Origin of the sequence: Yersinia aldovae ATCC 35236 (genome assembly GCF_000173735.1) — a bacterium.
In the GTDB taxonomy this organism is placed as follows: Bacteria; Pseudomonadota; Gammaproteobacteria; order Enterobacterales; family Enterobacteriaceae; genus Yersinia; species Yersinia aldovae.
The window spans coordinates 19,107-38,951 of the sequence record NZ_ACCB01000040.1; the positions used below are offsets into that span (position 1 = coordinate 19,107).

The window sequence follows — 19,845 nt, forward strand, 5'->3', positions numbered from 1 at the left end:
TTACTCTTCCTCTTTCCTTAGCTCGATATCGTTCGCTCTGACGTGGACCAAAACGTTATAGTTATGACCGATTCCTTTCACCTTGATGATCTTCTTCCATTCACTGCGATTGGCATCGGCGTAGCGCGCAATAACCCCCAAATAGCTGTTTTTCTCTTCCAGCTTGATTGGCTCCAGCGGCTTAAATTGCGTTGGCAATAAGGTATATTCCTGGTGGTCGATGTAGTTCTTACCTAAGGTTTTCTCCAAGGTTTCGCTACTGAGTTGATCATAATCAGCCGCCAGCAGCTTGGAGTTCTCACTGAGGTACAGCACCACAATCTCCGTCGGTGTCGCTTCCCCTTTCTCATTAGGGTTGATATCCGGTTCAGCCAACAGTGTCAGCCGGACGGTTGAGGGTTGAGAGGATGCCTGCCCAACCGGAATATCGGGGTCCATCACCACTTTGCCGACCTTTTTAGTGGCTTCCCAAGCACCACCGCACCCTGATAGCAGGAACATCACGCACAATGAACATGTCAGGAGACAACCTCTGGCGTTGCGCATTACTCGCTATCCTTCATGCCTTGACGCAATGCCCGGTCATAGGCTTGTTCGTACACTTCACCAAATAACTTTTCAAAGCCTTGCTGACGGCTGGATGCGAGTTCGTTGTAGTAGTTTTTGTACATCTCCCAAGCCCAAGCGGAATCCCTTTCCTGGCGTTCATTACTGCGCAGATAATGCGCAAAGCGGGTCAATAGGCGCTCAGGAGAAAAGGCTTCCAACATGGTGTTAAGTGCTTGTGCGATCGCCTGTTGATTGGCCTGATGATGTAAACGCAGGTTATCCAGACTTTCCGCCACCGCAGCAGGAGCTGAAAGATGTACCGGGCTTTTTTGATCAGCAAACATCAAGCTGAGGGTGGTGTCGTAATCCATATTCAGGCGCAATGGGTTATCTTCAATTGGCCGTAAGTGTTTATCGCGCAACCCATTTTGGCTGTGCTGTAACGCAAGCAGACCTTCTATGGCCGCCTTGAGGGTTTTTCCGGCCTCTTCCAGAAAATCATTAGCTTCCTGACTATTTCGAATCGGGAGTTGAGCACCAAAACCGCGCATCAGTGGGGTGATGGCGACATGTTGTTGATCCATTTTTCCGTCGGGTTCATCTTGCTTGCCGTTAAGAAAAGTGCTGATTTGTGGCAGATCGATAAATGCCTGATCCATGGCACTGTCCTTGGTGTTATCAGAAAGTGGGGAAGCGAAAAGCGGGTTACGATATCGGTCTTGCTGCAACGAGTGATCAGCATCGGATACTGCGGTGGCGTGGCCTTGTGTGGTTAGGCTTTCGGTTTCCAGTACCCGCAATGGGTCATGGCTGAAGTTATTGGCGACAGTGGGCGCTAATCGGCTGTCTTGAGGGTTGTGCGGTGCCGCCTTGACCCCCTCGGCCATCATGGCATCCATCGGGTTGCTATAACTTGATACCAATGATTCCGGCGATACCATCAGCGGATCAAGCATATCAGCGGCAGAACGGCTGATATGGCTCTTGATAATCAGGCTCCCTAACGCCATTTCATCCCCCTGCTGTAGGCGAACAAACCCTGAAGCGGGTGTCAGTACCGACTGATTAATATGCAGGGAGCCGCTCAACATCCGCAGGCAAAAAGAACCGTCACGCCATTCAACGGCAAACTGTGAGGGGTTGATATTGCCGCTTTGATCCTGAATCGACCAATGATGGCCGGCATCACTCCCCACAATCCCCCTTGGGTGTGAAACAGGCTGCTGGCTTGTTTACCACTTTCCAATTTATCGCTGTTCACTATCCGCAATGACAGCGTTGGTTGTTTTTTATCCATGATATCTATTCCTGAAGACTGGTTGTCATTCCATAACGCTGATGGTGACGTGGGGTTTTTGTTCCGGGTGCCCAAGGAAACTGGTCCAACCCAACAGGGTATTCTGCTTAACGCCCAAAACCATTCCGCCGACCTGTTTTTCCGCCAATCCAAGGCGTAAATCCCATGCGAACTGATCGCGCATAATGAAGGCAACAAACATCACTAACGGCGCATAATTGGCCCCGTTGGGCAAAAAAGAGAGAAACTGTTCTCGGCTCAGTTTATTTATGCATAACAAGAACTTCCCACTGCGATCCGCCACACGAGAACCAATCGAAAAATTGACACCCAGCACCGATTTCTCATCATATTTTTTGCCTCGCACTTTCACTTTTGTGCCCAACCGATTCTGCTGTGAAGGCGCGATATCAACCTTGCGCAGTTGCCAACTGTGCAATGTGATATCTGGCAAGTTGAAACAGTGTGAAACCAGGCTGCAAATGACTTCCGGTGCTCTGCCGGGGCTGGCCAACAGCCCGGCATAAGCCAACATCTTGCTGTGGTTAATTTGCAATTTGTTGCGAACCACCTCACAGCCCAACCCCACCAGCGAAAACATCCGCTGCGAAAAAGCATCGCCGCCCCCATTGTCAAAACAGATGTAGTAACGGTATTTGCGCCAAATCTGGTGCAGCAGTGTGAGTAAGCGGTGATTGAATACGTTGAGGAAATCTGTCAGCCGGTTTTCGTTCTGTGCATCTTCCCAGGCTAACGAATCGAGGTAATATCCTGGTAGCGGCGATTGGCTGCCATGCAAACCGAGAAAGGAAACTTCCAGCTCAAACTGGCCACGGGCAGAGGTATCCAGCGCAATTACATCTCGGGTAGGAAATGCCAGGCTAGCCGTTGATTTAAAGCGGATAGCTTCATTCGCAGGCATCGCTGTGCTGGCGGAATTTTGCCACGCTACCGCCAATTGGTTGAGCAGCTCGACCAATTGATAAAAGTTATAACGTGACACATCCAGCACCAGCCCTTCTGGTGCTGCTTCAACAACATCTACATCAATGCATGTTGACCTGTTTGTACCGGCCATTCGTAACATTCCTGATTATCAAGATTGACGACTTTCAAAAGGTGAAACGCATTTACGCTGGCATAGAGTGAAAAGAAATGAGCCAATACCGTACTGAAGAGATAAAGCTCACCTTCAGAGCTAAATGCTCGTTGCTCTAGCCAAAGTGTGGTTTGCAACCCTCTGACGGGTAATCCGCGAAACAGTCTGTCGATAGGTTGCGTTTCAATACGCTGGATAGCATCTAGCCTTTTTTGTGACGCACGGGCTGATTGCCGATTGTGTAGGCTTGGGAAATCATAGGTATGCAGAATTTGTTTTAACGCATCTTTATCGAGTAAAGACATGTAATTTAAAGACATATTGGAAAGTAACGACCAATGTAAACTGCCATCCATCACCGGATACAACGGGACTGAAGGCCGGGTAATATTACGAAAAGTCGCAAACGAAGGGCTTTCTTTCGTCGGCTGATTGATATCGCCGACACGAAGTGACAGTGGCAGTTCACGGTTGGTACATGTCAGGCTAACAGAGACATTCTCTTCGGCCAGAGATAGCTTCGATTCATCACTACGAACAAAAGAAATATAGTGCTCAAATCCCTTACGAAACAATGAGTTTTTCACGCGTAAACGGTAATAAAGTGCGGTGCGCTCTTGCGCATGTTCAATCTGATGATGAAAACTCTCAAAAGAGGTATAAACACGGGCCTGCCCACGCGATCGCCCCTGAGTGGTGCCTTTTTCATTAAGCCAACTATCAACCCGATCGACTGAAAAGATGTCGTAGTTATCCGGATGATGGTAACTGGCGCTGAGTGGATATTCCGTTTGCGTGCCGTCCAGATCAATCGCTTCACTGTCATGCTGGAACAGATTTATGGCTGGAGAGCAATTCAGCCTAAGCGTGGTCGAACGGACTTTCACTTCCGGCGGCAATGGCAGAGAAAAGTACAAATTCAATGTGAATGCGTTGGCATTTAAATGGGGCGGAAAATCGACAAAACCCTCAACATCAAAAAACAGGAAGCCTTCAGGGAAGCAAAAATACTCCTGCAAAATGCGGTAACCCATATAAGCGTTTTTCGGGTACGGCAATAAGGCATCATCACGCTCAAAACCCACCGGTTTAAAGTCGAAATCGGGCATCGGTATGGTTATCCCATTGACAACCAATTCGGCGCGCTCGAAATAGTGATTAATCCAGAAATAGAGTTGTGTACTGGTGTAATCGTCTTCGCCCAAATAAAAACGCAATTTATCCAGACGCAAGTCTTGTAGATTCAATTCCGCTTTCGAGGCGAACTGAATACTTAAAATTCCCTGCTCGTTGCTGCTGTTTGCTGAAATATCCCGAATGGACATTGGGAACAGCCAAACATCACGACACAGCGTAAAAATACACTGTGGCCCTGCCTGGGTATTATTGTTCGTAAATGAACTGTGCCCGCCGTTTTGTACAATAGGCGTACTCATCACCTGACAACCCCGTTTAATCAGGGTTGCCTCAGTAATCACACTCTCATCAGGTGTATATTCTATGATGGTCATGCTAGGGATTGGCCGCAAATAATTAGGCCACAGCATGTTCAATAAACCGTGAGTTAATTCAGGGAACTGATCATCAATCTTCTCTCGCAAGTTACCCGTTAGAAAAGCAAAACCTTCCAGTAAGCGTTCAACATCCGGATCAGAACCTTGCTCAGAGAGAAACATGGCGAGATGAGGCCGTTCAACAGCGGCATCGCGCCCTAATTGCCGGAGGTAATCCAGCTCGTCCCTGAAGTACTTTTCGAACGACATTATGCTTCCTGGTTAAAACAGTAACGACGGTTAGTGTCTAACTGAATATTGAATTCAACGACATCAGCCATGTCGTCAAAATTGACCCGCGCACTAATATGGAAACTCAATAACAGCGGATCGCCGCTATTTATTAAGGATTGAACAGTGACGGCAGAGATTCTTGGCTCGTAATTCTCAATACAATGCTTGATGGCTTGTTCAATACTTTTGCGGAAATCGGACGAAGCGGCCGTAGCATCATTAAGGTCAATAACCCCAAGCTCTACGGCACTCTGGCAAGCACCAGGACGAGAATTAAGGACTTCATTCAAATTCTGTTTGATTGAATGCAATAAATCCTGAACACGGCTACGAGGGGAAGGGCTAAAATCCTTCCCCTGGATGCGGTTAAACAAGCTGGCAGAACTCCCTCTAGACCAATTAAGAAGCGCAGCCATGACCGTTATTCCTTATCCAAACGACCAACCAGTGACAGCTCAAAACTTGCACCCATGTATTTGAAATGCGGGCGTACCTGCATCGCAACCTGGTACCAGCCTGGATCACCTTCAACATCTAACACCTGGATTTGAGCTGAACGCAGCGGGCGGCGGCTACGAACATCGGTCGGTGGATTCTCCTGATCGGCGATGTATTGTTTCAGCCAAATATTGAGTTCACGCTCAAGATCCTGACGCTCTTTCCATGAGCCAATCTGCTCGCGCTGAAGAACTTTGATGTAATGCGCAAGGCGGTTAATGATGAACATATAGGGCAGTTGTGTACCCAACTTGTAGTTGGTTTCTGCCATTTTCCCTTCGCGAGTGTTCGGGAATACCTTCGGTTTTTGTACCGAGTTGGCAGAAAAGAACGCGGCGTTATCGCTACCTTTACGCATGGTCAGGGTGATGAAACCCTCTTCCGCCAGTTCGAATTCACGACGATCGGTGATAAGCACTTCTGTTGGGATCTTCGCCTGGATCTGCCCCATCGCTTCATAGAGATGAACCGGGAGATCATGAACCGCACCACCGCTTTGGGGGCCGATGATATTCGGGCACCAACGGTACTTGGCAAAACTGTCAGTCAAGCTGGATGCGAGCAGAAATGCGGTATTGCCCCACAGGAAATGCTCGTGATCGCGGCTCACATCTTCGTAGTAGTTGAAGTTCTTGATTGGGTTCTCAACGGTGGAGTAAGGCAGCCGTAGCAAGAAGCGAGGTGTCGTCAAACCAAGATAACGTGAGTCTTCAGATTCTCTCAGAGCACGCCATTTAGTATGAGCTGGCCCTTCAAACACAGATTTAAGATCTTTAATGGCGGGTAATTCAGTAAAACTGTTGATACCAAAGAAATCAGGGGCAACGCTGGATAAGAATGGCGCATGAGCCATTGCGCCAACCGCACTCACATATTGCAATAACTTCATGTCAGGCGAGCTGTTATTGAACGCGTAGTTGCCAATAATAGCCGCGGTTGGTTCCCCACCAAATTGGCCGTATCCCGAGGAGTAAACGTGTTTATAGAATCCAGACTGAATAATTTCAGGCGAAAACTCAAAGTCTTCCAGCAACTCTTCTTTCGTTGCGTGCATAATATTGATTTTGATATTTTCACGGAAATCGGTACGATCAACTAGCAATTTCAATGAGCGCCATGATGATTCAATCTCGCGGAACTCACGGGCATGTAGAATTTCGTCCATCTGAGCACTCAACTTTTTGTCGAGTTCAATAATCATTTTGTCGACTAACAGTTTGTTAATCGGCTCAGCGTTAGTTCCAGTATCCAGAATACTGGCAATAAAAGCGGCAACACCTTGTTTAGCAACGTCATAGCCGTCATTTCCCGGAGTCATACGCGTTTGAGACATAATTTCGTCAAGCAAGAATGTTGCGCTGGCAGGTTCCGTGGCTAAAACAGTATTTTCTTCGTGTAACGACATACGTAAAACTCCCTCTTACCCGCTCTAATTACTTTTGATTAAGAATGTCCAGCTCTTTTAGCAACTGCTCACGCTTCTCTTGATTGCCAAGCAAATCCTGTAGACGAGAGCGGAAAGCGGGGATATTCCCCAGTGGCCCTTTCAATGCCACCAGCGCTTCCCGCAATTCCAGAATTTTTCTAAGTTCTGGAACTTCTTTTGCCACATTGTCAGGTGAGAAATCATTCAATGAATTGATGGATAATGCGACCGACATATCGTCTTCACCTTCCAGACGATTAGGAACATTGAAAGTCAAATTGATATTCGCCTCGTTCATTACTGAGTTAAAGTTATTTTTATTTACTGAAATAACTTGTCGCTCTTCAATCGAGGTATCTTCACGAGTGCCTTTAATATCACCAATAACCAGCAGATTAAGCGGCAATTCAACTTCTGCAACCTGATCGCCAGTATTAGGGACATACTTGATATTAATCCTTTCCTTCGGCGCAACACTGCTTTGATTATTCTTACTCATAATTCGTCCTTTTAGTTACTATAAGTGATGCTGGCCAACGCCCTTATTTTGGACATCACAAACACTCACCGTAAATGAAATTTAGATATCATCGGTGTCAGTAGACTTAGCGCTGCCGTCTATTTTTGGTAGGGTTAAATTAGTACGCTTACTGCAAATTTCAGCCCCTAATAAATGGTAACAATAAGTATCTTAAAGTTAAAAAATGAGTCATTCAAAAAGACACTCACCTCTCTTAAAATACGAAAAATCTTACAAGCAAGTAGGAATTATCGATTATTACCCTAATTTCAATAAATATATCGTCCACTATCTTCATGGCAAAATCCATAAATTTTTCTGTATAGTTTGATGTCGACCCAATTCCTGTGATGGTGTTACCATTTTGTATATGATCAAAGAAAATAATTTTGTTAAAAATAACTATCAAATACAAAACAATGTGTTATGAAAAAAATCAGCAACTAACCCCCCTGTCACTGTTAAATAAATTCGTCATAACAAAACATCATAACAATACAAAACACTAATTATGCAAATATTATAATTTTTTCTTCTACTTTAGTAGGAGAATAAAAATCACATATCGAAGATAACTTGGAACCGCTCAGAGACCTGCTTATAGTAATGCTGGAAAGTGAAGTAATGGAGCGAGTTGCCTTCTGGGTTTATTAATATTGACCGCCGAAGTAACTCGCGTTTGAGCAATATGAAGCAAACTATCAAGGATAATTAAGATGCCAACTCCGGCTTATATCTCAATCACAGGTAAAACTCAGGGCAATATTACTGCTGGTGCTTTCACTGCCGAATCGGTAGGAAATATCTTCGTTCAAGGTCATGAAGACCAAATGCTAGTTCAAGAGTTTGAGCATATCGTTACTGTGCCAACTGATCCTCAATCTGGGCAGCCTTCAGGTCAACGTGCGCATAAACCATTACGTTTCACCGTTGCTTATAATAAAGCCGTTCCGTTGCTTTATAACGCCCTGGCATCTGGAGAAATGTTGCCAGAAGTTGAATTAAAATGGTATCGCACCTCAATTGAAGGTAAGCAAGAACACTTCTTCACAACTAAATTAGAAGATGCCACCATTATCGATATCGACTGCAAAATGCCTCATTGTCAGGATTCAACAAAAGCTGAGTTTACACAATTAGTTCGTGTCTCTTTGGCATACCGTAAGATCAACTGGGAGCACACAACTGCCGGTACTTCTGGTGCCGATGATTGGCGTGCACCGATCGAAGCGTAAGCATATTTTATACCAGCGGCCAACTCTTAGTTGTGGCTGCTGGTATAGCGATAGCACCATCCAGACGAGCGAAGGCCGCATCCTTGCAGCCTGCGTCTTACGCCAACCCTAGCAGGGTATTTAGTTGTGTAATCTTCTGTTGCCACTGGCGCTGCAACTCTGGTTTCTGATGCCTGGGTTTACGCGCCAGATCGCCTTCCAGCTTGCTTTCCAACGCCAATAGAGTCGCCAACAGACGTTCCTCTTCGCTTTCTACGAGCGTTATCGGTGCTGCTCTCAATACTGCACTTGGGGGCGTTTCGGGTGCTGACTTATCCGCCAAAATAGCGTAAATCGGCGTCAGGTCATGCCACTCCTCCAGCCGTTGTTGATTGATTAACCAAAAACGATTACAACTTTGTTCAATCAAGATGCGGTCGTGGGAAACCAATAACACCGCGCCACTGAATGTCTTCAGCGTGTCAGCTAACTCTTCTTTGCCTTCCATATCAAGGTGATTGGTAGGTTCATCAAGCAACAATAACGAGTAGTTAGCCAGCGTCAAACCAATAAACAGTAATCGAGAACGCTCACCACCACTCAGAGTATGAACCTGCTGTTGATGACGCAAATAAGGGAATCCGGCCCCAATTAACGCTATTTTCCGCAGGCCTTCAGTGAGCGGCGCAAACGGAACCAACGCCTCGGCTAATGTGTCCTCATCACGCAGTTGTTGCAGGCTCTGATCGTAGTAGCCCACCCGCACTTTCGGATGGAACACCACGCTCGCTTCAGGCTGGTTGAACGCCCGCCATAAGCAGTGCAGCAATGAGGATTTACCGCAGCCATTACGCCCAACCAATGCAATTCGATCGCCGCTTTTCACTCGCAGCTGATCCAACTCAAATAGCACCGGTGCCTGCGGCGCAGGCCGCACTCGCAACGCTGACAATGCCAGCACGCGATCAGCTGCTAAAACCTCGCCGTTTAGACGTAACCGCCACTGGTTGCCCGCCGTGAGCTGAGTTTGCTCATCCTTAAGTCGATCGACCTGTTTCTCCATTTGTTTAGCCTTACGCGCTAACTTCTCGTTGTCATACACACTGCCCCAGATAGCCAGCCGTTTGGCACTCTTTGCTACCCGATCAATTTCCTTTTGTTCGGCCTGATGGCGATGATTATCAGCGATATCTTTCTCCGCCAATGCTTGCCGCGCCAGGGTGCAGGGCATACGGATGAACTGGAGACTTTTGTCACGCAAGACCCAGGTACAGTTGGTCACATGGTCCAGTAAGCTGCTGTCATGTGAAACCAGCACAAAGCTGCCCGCCCACTCCAGCAGAAACTGCTCCAGCCAAAGCAACGTAGGTAAATCTAAATGGTTGCTGGGTTCATCCAGCAGCAGTAAATCAGGTTGGCGAATCAGCGCCCGGGCCAATAGCAGCCGGGTGTGCTGCCCTCCGCTCAAAGTACCGGCGGTTAACTCCCAAGCCGATTCATCAAAGCCCAGACTAACGAGCAAGACCTCAGCTTGCCAGCATTCGGGGGGATACAGGCTGTTTGGCAAATGATGAAATACCGCATCCAACAGGGTGCAACCCGCCAGTGCCGCGGGCAGATGTTGCTCAACCCGTGCCATCAGACATTGATTGGCGGTAGTGATAGTGCCTGAGGTGGCATACAAATCGCCGCTGAGGATTTTTAGCAGTGTGCTTTTGCCACTGCCGTTATGACCCATCAGGCCAATGCGGTCACCTTTTTTCAGGCCGAAAGAGAGGTCAGCCAGCAACGGGCCGAAAGTATTGTCGTAACAGACAGATTGTGCAGAAAGTAATGTGGTCATGGCTTACTCAAGTTTTACAGGCATAGAAATGCCGATCGTCAAAAAGACTGACGATAACCAGTAAGCTGGAGGGAAGTTCTCGGATTGTTAGTTAGCTTCGCTCAAGCAGGTTATCGCAGCACGATACCGGTAATGCTTGAGCAATCACGATCACTAAAGACGAGTGAATAAAGAAATAATTCACGAGTCAACATAGGAGCCTCCTTAAATAGTGTTGGTTAATGACTGAACAGATCATATTGGGGTTTCTGCTATTGTGCCAGTTTCAGCGTTTGACTAAATCGTCAGACGTATCACGATACTATTTACTTAACCTTTTTTGCAGAAAAGCGACTAATAACGCTACTGACCATCCTGAAAGCAACGTGCCAATTAACCCCTCAAAAGCCCCCACAAGCCTAAGTTGCGGCGGCAATAACAGATCGCCATAGCCGATAGTGGTATAGCTTGAAAGTGAGAAATACAGTGCATCTTCGTAAGAAGTAAATGCTTCGCGATAGACATAAAATAACGAGAAAAGCACCGTTTCCGCAAAATGCATTAGCAACAACACGCAAAATAATCTGGCTGGAACCGCCACTCCCGAATGAGACGCGTGGATATAAACGCGCCAAATTCTGGCACTTCCGACTGAGTGAAGAGCAACACAGAGGGAAGCTAATAACAAAGAATAAAAGATATCCTGTATAATCATATCGTTAACCTTAGTTGCTTTCTGCACCACGGTACAAACTGGCCGTCAGTGCTTTTCTTTAAATTTATTTTTTATATCAATCAGAATATCCCATTTATCTCTCCGTTGTTGGCATTCGCACACCCCGTATAAATCATCAACAGAATTGTGATAGTTTTGTGAACAATCTCTAAAGATAAAATAATTAAATTGACCTATCTACGCGGGTAGATACACTAAAAGAAAGGACCAACATTAACCTTTGCTAATGTTTACGCCTCCAACACCTCTTCACCGGTTGCTCCGGTTGTTGAGTGAGAGAGTAATAAACACACTGAGGTTAATGCGTGAACATGATGCTTCAACACCAGGGGAAACTTTTAAATGACGTCACTGAATAGCGCTGAAACAGACAATGCTCCATCAGAGAGCATGGCTGCCGAAGAGCGTCTGGCTACGCCCGAAGGTCGTAAAGATTTTTGGCGCGCAACCTTTTCTTGTTGGCTGGGTACCGCTATGGAATATGCAGATTTTGCACTCTATGGTTTAGCCGCTGGCATTATATTTGGTGATGTATTCTTCCCTGAAGCAACACCTGCGATCGCCTTGTTATCCAGCTTTGCGACCTATTCTGTCGGTTTTATTGCTCGCCCCATTGGTGCGCTATTTTTTGGCAGACTAGGTGACCGCAAGGGCCGGAAAGTTGTCATGATAACCACCATCACCCTGATGGGGGCATCAACAACCCTGATTGGCCTGATCCCAAGTTACGCCTCCATTGGCTTGTGGGCTCCCGCCTGTCTGGCATTTTTACGCTTTATGCAAGGATTGGGCGCTGGCGCTGAACTCTCCGGCGGTGCGGTGATGCTGGGCGAGTATGCTCCGGCTAAAAAGCGCGGTCTGGTTTCATCAATCATCGCCTTAGGCTCTAACAGCGGTACACTACTGGCAGCGCTAGTCTGGCTGCTGGTATTGCAGATGGACAAACAGAGCCTGCTTGACTGGGGCTGGCGTATTCCGTTCCTTTCCAGCATTTTAATCGCCGGTGCTGCACTGTTTATTCGCCGTCATATGCGTGAAAGCCCGGTATTTGAGCGGCAAAAACGGGTACTGGAACAGCAGCGTCAACACGCTTTGGCGCTGGGTCGTGAACACGTAGCCGAAGTGGATAACCGCACCTTCTGGCAACGCAGTAAGTCATTCTGGATCATGGTTGGCCTGCGTATCGGCGAAAATGGCCCCTCTTATTTGGCACAAGGCTTTATGATTGGTTACGTCGCCAAAGTGCTGATGGTAGATAAGTCAGTGCCTACAATGGCTGTATTCATTGCCTCCTGCCTTGGCTTCTTGATTATTCCATTATCCGGTTATCTATCTGACCGCTTTGGTCGCCGTATCACTTATCGCTGGTTCTGCCTGCTGTTGATTATCTATGCCTTCCCGGCCTTTATGTTACTGGAGACCCGCGAGCCAATTATTGTGATGGGGACTATCATTATTGGTATGGGTCTGGCATCACTGGGCATCTTCGGGGTACAGGCAGCCTGGGGGGTCGAACTGTTTGGTGTGACTAACCGTTATACCAAGATGGCCGTGGCAAAAGAGCTAGGCTCAATACTGTCCGGAGGCACTGCACCGCTGATGGCATCGGCCATGTTGACCTTCACCGGCCACTGGTGGCCTATCGCACTGTATTTTGCAGGGATGGCAGCGATTGGGTTTGTTACGACCTTCTTCGCGCCAGAGACGCGTGGGCGTGACCTGAACTTACCGGAAGATGCGATTTAGTACCGAAAGCGCCGGTTGATACTCTACATAAATCAAGTTGCAGTAAGTCAGAAACAAACCGGTCAATGGCCGGTTTGAGCAGTATTTATGTCGCATCATCGGGTGATAAAACGGCTTAGCAGCGAGGGCGGTGTAGCCAACGCTCCGCCAGCTTGAAGTATAATAAGTCTTGTAAAGTGAATGCCTGTTATTCTCAGTAAAGTGAGATCTTACTGGAAATTTCCCTATGTATAGCCTCTATTTCAGGCATCTGAGGTCACCTTGTTAAAAAAGCAGCCCTATCGTATTACGCGCTCTGATGTTGCACGAGAAGCTGGCACCTCTGTGGCAGTAGTGAGTTATGTCATCAATAATGGGCCGCGCCCGGTAGCCCAGGCAACCAAACAACGTGTACTGGATGCCATCAAAAAAATCGGTTATCGCCCTAATGGGATAGCCAGAGCGTTAGCATCTGGCACCACCCAAACCTATGGACTGGTAGTGCCAGACATCTCAAACCCATTCATTTCTTCAATGGCTCATGCCCTGCAACGTGAAGCCTTTAGCCGTGGGCAAGTGCTGTTGTTAGGTGATGCGGGTGACTCTCGTCAGCGTGAACTCGAACTCATCAACAATTTGCTGCATCGCCAGGTGGATGGCTTGCTGTACACCAGTGTCGACCGACACCCTTATATTGAACTCATTCAGGCTTCTGGCACCCCGTTTGTGATGCTGGATAGAGTCGATCCTGCGTTAAAAATCAATACCATCCGTGTTGATGAGCGTGCCGCCGCTTTCCAGGCAACCCAACACTTGATTGAACACGGGTATCGCGATATCGCCATTATTTGCGGTCCGCTGGATATGCTTAATACTCAGGATAGGGTCAATGGTTGGCGCGATGCCTTGCAACAGGCAGATTTAGCCATACATAACGAGTGGATATTCTCCACCTCCTATACTCGCCCCGGTGGCTATCTGGCCGCGCAGCAGATGCTCAAAGGGCCATTGCCACAAGCCCTGTTTGCAACCAATGAATTACAGGCGTTTGGCTGTCTGCGGGCGATGGCAGAACACCATCTGAGCGCACCGCAAGATCTGGCGTTAGTGTGTTTTAACGGCACCATTGAATCTGAATATAACGTGCCCTCCCTGACAACAGTACGACAACCGGTAGATGCAATGGCGAAAATCGCTATCGACATGCTAAAAAACGGGGATGGTACGCCGACAATTCGCGAATTCGATTTTTCGCTGCAAATCGGTGAATCCTGCGGCTGTTGCAGCAGTAAAAAGATTAACTTCCCAATATAAAAAGATAAAAATATGCGTTTGATTATTGATTGTGACCCAGGAAATGGCGTGCCCGGCGCCAATATAGATGATGGCCTAGCATTGGCGCTTGCCATTGCAGCCCCGGAAATAGAGTTGGAATTGATCACTATCGTGGCGGGTAATACGCCCAGCGAGGTGGGATATTCTGTTGCCCATGATCTGGTGACCCGCCTAAGGCTGGACATCCCCATTCGACGCGGGGCCTCACGGGCGCTGGTCGAGCCTGCTGCGCCGTGGCGCGATAAACTGGATAACGGAGCCGCAAGGCTTGGGCTATCTGCACTTTGGCAACACGTCCCGACACCGCAAGTTATCAACACCAGCGCACCGTTGGCAGCTCATGCTATTGGTGAGTTAATCTGCAACAACCCCGGTGAAATCACCTTAGTTGCCATCGGCCCGTTAACCAATATCGCCCATGCAATGCAACTTTATCCGCAATTGGCATCATCGGTAGCCGAAATTGCCATCATGGGCGGCGTATTTAATGTCGATGGCTATCTTAAAGACACTAATTTTGGGATCGATCCCGAAGCGGCACATGTGGTTCTAACCAGCGGAGCCAATATCACGCTGGCCCCTTTAGATGTCACCACTCAGACACAACTGCTCCATCAAGATTTGGAGCGCATTGCCCAAATTGACTCCCCTCTTAGCCGCTATTTAGTGGAAACAATCCGCCCGTGGATTGATTATTCGATACAAACCCGCAACCTGCCTGGCTGCTGGGTTCATGATGCCTTGGTGGTCGCTTGGTTGATCGATAAGAGTATAGTGACCATCACCCAGGACTATGTTGATGTCGTACTGGAAGGCGCACTAACTCGCGGTAGCACCTGGCGTTTCAGCCCAGAAAAGCTCCGTTTGGACGTGGGTATTCCGCCGCCGCAGGGAAAACCGGTCACCATACTGCAAACTGTTGATAATAAAAAACTCCTGGATATCCTTTATCACTCCCTGAGTTGTTATCATTAGTCTGGCTGAACACCTGTTAGGCAGGCATCAGCTATCATATCTATCCATCATGGGGCTTTTTTGCTGTCGGGTAGCCCCAGCTTAAATAGGATCTGACTGACATCAGTGTAAGGCCGCAAGCCTCACCACAACTGAGATTAACTATGCTGACACTGCTCCATCTGCTCTCTTCCGTCGCCCTGCTGGTCTGGGGGACACATATAGTTCGCACCGGTATTATGCGCGTCTATGGTGCTGACCTGCGCCGAGTGTTAAGCGCCAGTATCCAGAAAAAACCGACGGCATTTGTTGCCGGGATTGGCGTGACTGCTCTGGTACAGAGCAGTAATGCGACTGCATTGCTGGTTATCTCTTTTGTATCACAAGGGCTGATTTCATTATCACCGGCATTGGTGATTATGTTAGGAGCTGATGTCGGAACCGCACTGATGGCGCGAGTACTGACCTTTGACCTCTCCTGGCTATCGCCACTGTTAATTTTAAGCGGGGTGATTGTCTTCCTCGGTCAGCGCAAAACGCGAGTCGGCCAAATGGGTCGAGTGGGAATTGGCCTTGGGTTGATTATTTTAGCGCTGCAATTAATCGTCACCTCCGCTGGGCCTATCACGCAGGCGACTGCGGTACAGGCCATTTTCTCCTCGCTGACCGGCGATACCATTCTGGCGCTATTGATTGGGGCGCTGTTTGCCATGATCAGCTATTCCAGTCTGGCGGCGGTATTGCTGACCGCAACTCTGGCGGCAACCGGCTTGGTTCCGCTGAACATCGCGCTGTGCATTGTCATTGGCTCGAACCTTGGCAGCGGCATGTTGGCGTTAATCAGTAGCCGTGGGCAGAACGCCATCTCGCGTCAGGTGGTATTGGGCAGTCTGCTGTTTAAAGTGATTGGCTGTGTTTTAGTCGTGCCGTGGATCAATCCACTGGCACAATGGCTGGCTGGCCATAAATTACCGGCCGCCGAAGTGGTTATCTACTTCCACGTCTTCTATAACCTGCTGCGCTGCCTGCTGATGCTGCCGTTTGTTGAAGCAATGGCGCGTGTCTGTACCCGATTAGTCAAAGATGCCCCAAACGGCCTACAGCCTCCAGCCCCTCGTTATCTTGATATTACCGCCATCGATACCCCATCACTGGCCCTCGCCAACGCGGTGCGCGAAACCCTACGGATGGGGGATGTGCTGGAACAAATGCTACTGCGTTTTAAAGAAGTGCTGGAGGGGAATAAACAACAAAAACATGAAGTAAGCTTGCTGGAAGATGAAGTCGACATGCTGTATAGCGCGATAAAATTGTATCTGGCGCAAATTCAACAAGATGAGTTAGGTGAAATAGATTCTCGCCGCTGGGCAGAAATCATTGATACGGCGATGAACCTTCAGCAAGCAGGGGATATTATTGGCCGGATGACCGCAGATGTGGCCGCAAAATCGCTCAATGCACGTAAGCCTTTTTCCGCTGAAGGGTTTGAAGAGCTGAACACCCTACATACCCGGTTGATTGCAAATTTGGATCTGGGGATGTCAGTATTTCTATCGAGCGATATCAATAACGCCAAGCGTCTGCGCCGTGCCAAGCACCGTTTCCGCTTGCTCAATCGCCGTTATTCTCACACCCATGTTGAACGTTTACACCAACAAAATGTGCAAAGTATTGAAACCAGTAGTCTGCATATGGGGCTGTTAGGGGATATGAAGCGCCTGAATTCACTGTTCTGTTCAACAGCCTATCATGTCTTGGAAGTGCAGGAAGACGCGCTGGATTAAGGCAATACGAGCAGCGTTTAGAAAGGTAATAACAACCTCCCCTTATTGACGCTTTCACCGCAGCTTATTTCTGTCGCAGGCAGCAGATAGTCCGAAAGCAAAAACAATCCATCATCAAACCATAAAAAAACGGCGCATACCTTACGATATGCGCCGCGATGATTCACAGCTTACCCATCTCAGTTAGAAATTATATTTAATCCCTAACATTACGCTGGTTTCGCTGTAGCCGTTATTACCCACTTGCTGGCCGACATTGCCCCACAAGTTCAGCTTGTTATTCATCTGACCTTCAACACCCAGTTTGACTTCAGCCACATTTGCCGCACCCGCTTGCTTCACGGTCATGCCGTCTAATGTAGTGCCGAAATCTTTGGTATTGTGAATCCAGTTAGTCTCAACAAAAGGCTTAAATACTGGCCCTTTGGCTTTATCAGCACCCAGTTGCGGGCTGATAAATGCCTTCACACCCAAACGGGTCTGGATGTTGTTATTACCGTCACCGGTGACAACCGTACCATTAGTTTCGGTATGGGAGTCAGCCTTCACGCCCATCCAGGTTATTTGTGCTTTTGGCTGAATGAAGTAACTGCTGTTAGCATTTTCACCTACTTTAAAGGCATAGCCGCTCTCAACTGAAGCAGTAAACCCTTTTGAATCGTATTTTTCAGCCGCTAAATCCTGCCCATTAACCTGATTGTTAAACCAGCTGTATTGCAGCCACGAATCAACGTAAGCACCGGCCTTATCCTCACCATCAGCAAACCATGTGCCATACATACCCACACTGTAACCGTTGACTGAACCGGTAGAACGATAACCCGTACCTTGTGCAACGGTAGAGCTGCTGCTGTTGGCATAACCGGCCATCATACCGACACGCCACAAGTCCTGCGAGTTACGGCTCCATTGCGCCACATCACCGCCCAGTTGCACGACATAACGGTTATCCTGAGTTTTTAACTCGCCGCTATTGTCACGAGAACGGTTATGGCTGCCTTCATTACGCAACCACAAGCTGGTGGTTTTTTGTTCGCCGGTAAAGACATCGGTATACAGTGTCTCACCTGCGCGATCAGCCAGGCTGGTGACAAACATGTTGTTCGCTGCGGCCAGGTTCGCGGTATAACTTGCCGGTTCTGGGCGACGATCATCGGCTTGAGTACGCAGATACCAATCACCATCAGTTGGCGAGCTTACGCCCCCCTGATACAGGAAGTACTCATAAGCACCGGCCACCGCACGCCCATTCAGGGTAAACTCACCGGCTGAATTACCACCGACATTGATGATTTTAATGCCTTCAGACGTCCGCGCACCATTGCCACCGATGTTGTTCACCGTGACATAACTCTGCCCTGCGGTGTCACCTGTAATCAACAGTCGATCCGTTACGGATGAATCTCCAGCCAGAATGGTATTGAAGACCACCGTCCCATTCACACCTGTATAATTACCATCAATGGTAAAGGTGCCAAAGTCACCACCGGTTAATGCATTAGGCATAATCAGATTGCCACGGTTTTCCACATTCCCCGTGACCTGACCATATCCGCCCAAGGAGCCAGTTGCTGTAACCAACACATTACTGGCCAGATTAACGACATTCGAAGCCACAGTCATAACCAGTGAACCGGTTGATGGCACTTCATCCAATAACAGTGTCGATGTTACCGCCGAACTGCCTAACTGCAACAGACCCTGTTCAATCGTCGTCAGGCCAGCGCTGACAGTGCTACCTTCAACAATAACTGTACCACTGCCACGTTTAACCAGCGTACCGCTGCCACTAATGGTATTGGTTAAGCTCCACTGTGATGCTGTATCCAGCACTAATTCACCGCTGTTTACAACGCTGCTAGCGCCCAGGTTCTGGGCATTATTGGCAGTCAGTACAGTCCCGGCATCCGTGCTGAATGAACCAGAATAGCCGCTGTTGTTACCCGTCAACTGGATATTACTGTTGTTGGTCAACAATACATTACCGCTGCTACCCGTCAGTACATTCGACAATATCCCAGCGCTGCTATCCAAATTCAGAAGGCCGTTATTATTAATATTCCCACTGCCCAACCCCTGAACCTGATACAGATGAGCCGTCGCGCCACTGGCAATATCAGTGCTGCCAGTAAAGCCGCTATTCCCCTGAGTAACGCTCAGTGTTCCTGCGGTCAGGGCAAGCTCGCCGTTACCGGCCAGTGCGCCATCAACCTGGCCGCCACCGGTGACCGACAATTTGCCGCCGTTGAAATTCAGTGTACTGCCGGTTTCCGTGGCGAGTTCACCCACAGTCTGCTGAGTTCCGTTAAGATCCACATTGGTCAGGTTACTCATCGCCAGCAGAGAGGTTTGCCCCAATGCAGAGTCAGCATCCAGACGTAAATTACCTGAACGAACCCATGTCGCGCCGGTATAGCTGTTGGTTGAGTTCGATAATGATGCAGTACTGCCATCATTAGCAGAAACAAAGGCCAGATCGCCACTACCAGTCACTTGAGCGGCGAGATCATTTGACTGCTTGCCGTTATTCGCCAATATCGCCGTCAGGATCAGGGCGTCATTACCGCTGCTTAACAGTTCCAGCGCTTTCAGCCCATAATTGACATACAAACCGTCATAGTTGTTGCCAGTTGTCATGCCGTAATTAAACGAACCGAGCGCAGCCGGGGTGCTACCGCCAGTGTTATAAATATTCTGATAGAAAATAGAGCTTATTGGACCGCCGTTCTCATCGGTTAAGGTCAATTCGTGTCCAGTACCGGTAGCCGTACCGGTGGCCAGCGTCACAATGATCTCACCTTCATCCAATTCCATTACCGACAAACCCGCCAGGCTTGGCGTCACATTCGCAGGTAAATTAACCCGAACAGTACCCCCACCGGTTGTATTGATGTTATTCGCCGCGATAGTCCCTTCGGAGCTGATGACACCTGAATTATCAACCAGATTGTTAAACAGAATAGTACCGCCGTTCATCGATAGTGCGCCGATATTCTGCACACCATCAGCCACCGAAGCAAAGCTACCGTTGGATAACTTCAGGGTGGAATTCGTCAACGCAGAAGTATTCAAACCATCGAGATTAAAGGTGGTGTTTTG

Annotated in this window: 14 protein-coding genes and 1 pseudogene; 5 read left to right on the forward strand and 10 right to left on the reverse strand. The window is 48.3% G+C overall.

Features of this window, described 5'->3' with window-relative positions; genetic code table 11:
- From tssJ to tssB, 7 genes and pseudogenes are all read right to left on the reverse strand, one after another.
- Positions 1 to 546, reverse strand: a complete 546-nt coding sequence (gene tssJ / locus YALDO0001_RS15805) for a type VI secretion system lipoprotein TssJ (RefSeq protein ID WP_042840268.1) — start codon at positions 544 to 546, stop codon at positions 1 to 3.
- A pseudogene (gene tagH / locus YALDO0001_RS15810) lies at positions 546 to 1,846 on the reverse strand (type VI secretion system-associated FHA domain protein TagH). Before tagH ends, tssJ begins: the two are co-directional and overlap by 1 nt.
- 25 nt (positions 1,847 to 1,871) lie before the next feature.
- Positions 1,872 to 2,924, reverse strand: coding sequence for a type VI secretion system baseplate subunit TssG (tssG, locus tag YALDO0001_RS15815; protein WP_042840270.1), 1,053 nt, complete (start codon positions 2,922 to 2,924; stop codon positions 1,872 to 1,874).
- Positions 2,888 to 4,708: a type VI secretion system baseplate subunit TssF gene (gene tssF / locus YALDO0001_RS15820; protein WP_042840271.1), complete on the reverse strand. Its 1,821-nt coding sequence runs from the start codon at positions 4,706 to 4,708 to the stop codon at positions 2,888 to 2,890. The genes tssG and tssF overlap by 37 nt, the downstream gene beginning before the upstream one ends.
- Positions 4,708 to 5,148 carry a type VI secretion system baseplate subunit TssE gene (gene tssE / locus YALDO0001_RS15825; protein ID WP_042840273.1) on the reverse strand — a complete coding sequence of 147 codons (441 nt, stop codon included), beginning with the start codon at positions 5,146 to 5,148 and terminating at the stop codon, positions 4,708 to 4,710. Before tssE ends, tssF begins: the two co-directional genes overlap by 1 nt.
- 5 nt (positions 5,149 to 5,153) lie before the next feature.
- A complete protein-coding gene (gene tssC, locus YALDO0001_RS15830) occupies positions 5,154 to 6,635 on the reverse strand; it encodes a type VI secretion system contractile sheath large subunit (RefSeq protein ID WP_004704542.1) in 1,482 nt (493 codons plus the stop codon).
- 28 nt (positions 6,636 to 6,663) lie between these two features.
- Positions 6,664 to 7,155 carry a type VI secretion system contractile sheath small subunit gene (gene tssB / locus YALDO0001_RS15835; protein ID WP_004704543.1) on the reverse strand — a complete coding sequence of 164 codons (492 nt, stop codon included), beginning with the start codon at positions 7,153 to 7,155 and terminating at the stop codon, positions 6,664 to 6,666.
- Positions 7,156 to 7,892: 737 nt separating this feature from the next.
- On the opposite strand from tssB, the gene YALDO0001_RS15845 reads away from it, so the two are divergent.
- Positions 7,893 to 8,411 carry an Hcp family type VI secretion system effector gene (locus YALDO0001_RS15845; RefSeq protein WP_004704544.1) on the forward strand — a complete coding sequence of 173 codons (519 nt, stop codon included), beginning with the start codon at positions 7,893 to 7,895 and terminating at the stop codon, positions 8,409 to 8,411.
- Positions 8,412 to 8,508: 97 nt separating this feature from the next.
- Here the strand turns inward: YALDO0001_RS15845 and YALDO0001_RS15850 are convergent, their stop codons facing one another.
- Together YALDO0001_RS15850 and YALDO0001_RS21100 are read right to left on the reverse strand one after the other, a co-directional pair.
- Complete coding sequence (locus tag YALDO0001_RS15850) at positions 8,509 to 10,233, reverse strand: ABC-F family ATP-binding cassette domain-containing protein (protein WP_004704545.1); 1,725 nt, start codon at positions 10,231 to 10,233, stop codon at positions 8,509 to 8,511.
- A gap of 301 nt (positions 10,234 to 10,534) precedes the next feature.
- On the reverse strand, positions 10,535 to 10,927 hold the full coding sequence (locus YALDO0001_RS21100) for a potassium channel family protein (protein WP_042546936.1): 393 nt from the start codon (positions 10,925 to 10,927) through the stop codon (positions 10,535 to 10,537).
- Between the two features lie 363 nt (positions 10,928 to 11,290).
- Between YALDO0001_RS21100 and YALDO0001_RS15860 the strand changes: the two genes are divergently transcribed.
- From YALDO0001_RS15860 to YALDO0001_RS15875, 4 genes are all read left to right on the forward strand, one after another.
- Positions 11,291 to 12,694 carry an MFS transporter gene (locus YALDO0001_RS15860; RefSeq protein ID WP_004704547.1) on the forward strand — a complete coding sequence of 468 codons (1,404 nt, stop codon included), beginning with the start codon at positions 11,291 to 11,293 and terminating at the stop codon, positions 12,692 to 12,694.
- A gap of 285 nt (positions 12,695 to 12,979) precedes the next feature.
- A complete protein-coding gene (locus tag YALDO0001_RS15865) occupies positions 12,980 to 13,987 on the forward strand; it encodes a LacI family DNA-binding transcriptional regulator (protein WP_071986419.1) in 1,008 nt (335 codons plus the stop codon).
- Positions 13,988 to 13,999: 12 nt separating this feature from the next.
- The gene (locus YALDO0001_RS15870; protein ID WP_004704549.1) at positions 14,000 to 14,983 is read left to right on the forward strand and encodes a nucleoside hydrolase; all 984 of its coding nucleotides are present in this window, start codon (positions 14,000 to 14,002) and stop codon (positions 14,981 to 14,983) included.
- Between the two features lie 143 nt (positions 14,984 to 15,126).
- Positions 15,127 to 16,746: a Na/Pi cotransporter family protein gene (locus YALDO0001_RS15875; RefSeq protein WP_004704550.1), complete on the forward strand. Its 1,620-nt coding sequence runs from the start codon at positions 15,127 to 15,129 to the stop codon at positions 16,744 to 16,746.
- 183 nt (positions 16,747 to 16,929) lie between these two features.
- Here YALDO0001_RS15875 and YALDO0001_RS15880 read toward each other — a convergent pair.
- On the reverse strand, positions 16,930 to 19,845 hold a 2,916-nt coding region (locus tag YALDO0001_RS15880; protein ID WP_042840276.1), incomplete at its 5' end, for an autotransporter outer membrane beta-barrel domain-containing protein.

What these genes read in the sequence shown, in the direction of transcription:
- tssJ (WP_042840268.1), bottom strand. Translation starts at nt 546, where the DNA reads ATGCGCAACGCCAGAGGTTGTCTCCTGACATGTTCATTGTGCGTGATG.
- tssG (WP_042840270.1), bottom strand. Translation starts at nt 2,924, where the DNA reads ATGGCCGGTACAAACAGGTCAACATGCATTGATGTAGATGTTGTTGAA.
- tssF (WP_042840271.1), bottom strand. Translation starts at nt 4,708, where the DNA reads ATGTCGTTCGAAAAGTACTTCAGGGACGAGCTGGATTACCTCCGGCAA.
- tssE (WP_042840273.1), bottom strand. Translation starts at nt 5,148, where the DNA reads ATGGCTGCGCTTCTTAATTGGTCTAGAGGGAGTTCTGCCAGCTTGTTT.
- tssC (WP_004704542.1), bottom strand. Translation starts at nt 6,635, where the DNA reads ATGTCGTTACACGAAGAAAATACTGTTTTAGCCACGGAACCTGCCAGC.
- tssB (WP_004704543.1), bottom strand. Translation starts at nt 7,155, where the DNA reads ATGAGTAAGAATAATCAAAGCAGTGTTGCGCCGAAGGAAAGGATTAAT.
- YALDO0001_RS15845 (WP_004704544.1), top strand. Translation starts at nt 7,893, where the DNA reads ATGCCAACTCCGGCTTATATCTCAATCACAGGTAAAACTCAGGGCAAT.
- YALDO0001_RS15850 (WP_004704545.1), bottom strand. Translation starts at nt 10,233, where the DNA reads ATGACCACATTACTTTCTGCACAATCTGTCTGTTACGACAATACTTTC.
- YALDO0001_RS21100 (WP_042546936.1), bottom strand. Translation starts at nt 10,927, where the DNA reads ATGATTATACAGGATATCTTTTATTCTTTGTTATTAGCTTCCCTCTGT.
- YALDO0001_RS15860 (WP_004704547.1), top strand. Translation starts at nt 11,291, where the DNA reads ATGACGTCACTGAATAGCGCTGAAACAGACAATGCTCCATCAGAGAGC.
- YALDO0001_RS15870 (WP_004704549.1), top strand. Translation starts at nt 14,000, where the DNA reads ATGCGTTTGATTATTGATTGTGACCCAGGAAATGGCGTGCCCGGCGCC.
- YALDO0001_RS15875 (WP_004704550.1), top strand. Translation starts at nt 15,127, where the DNA reads ATGCTGACACTGCTCCATCTGCTCTCTTCCGTCGCCCTGCTGGTCTGG.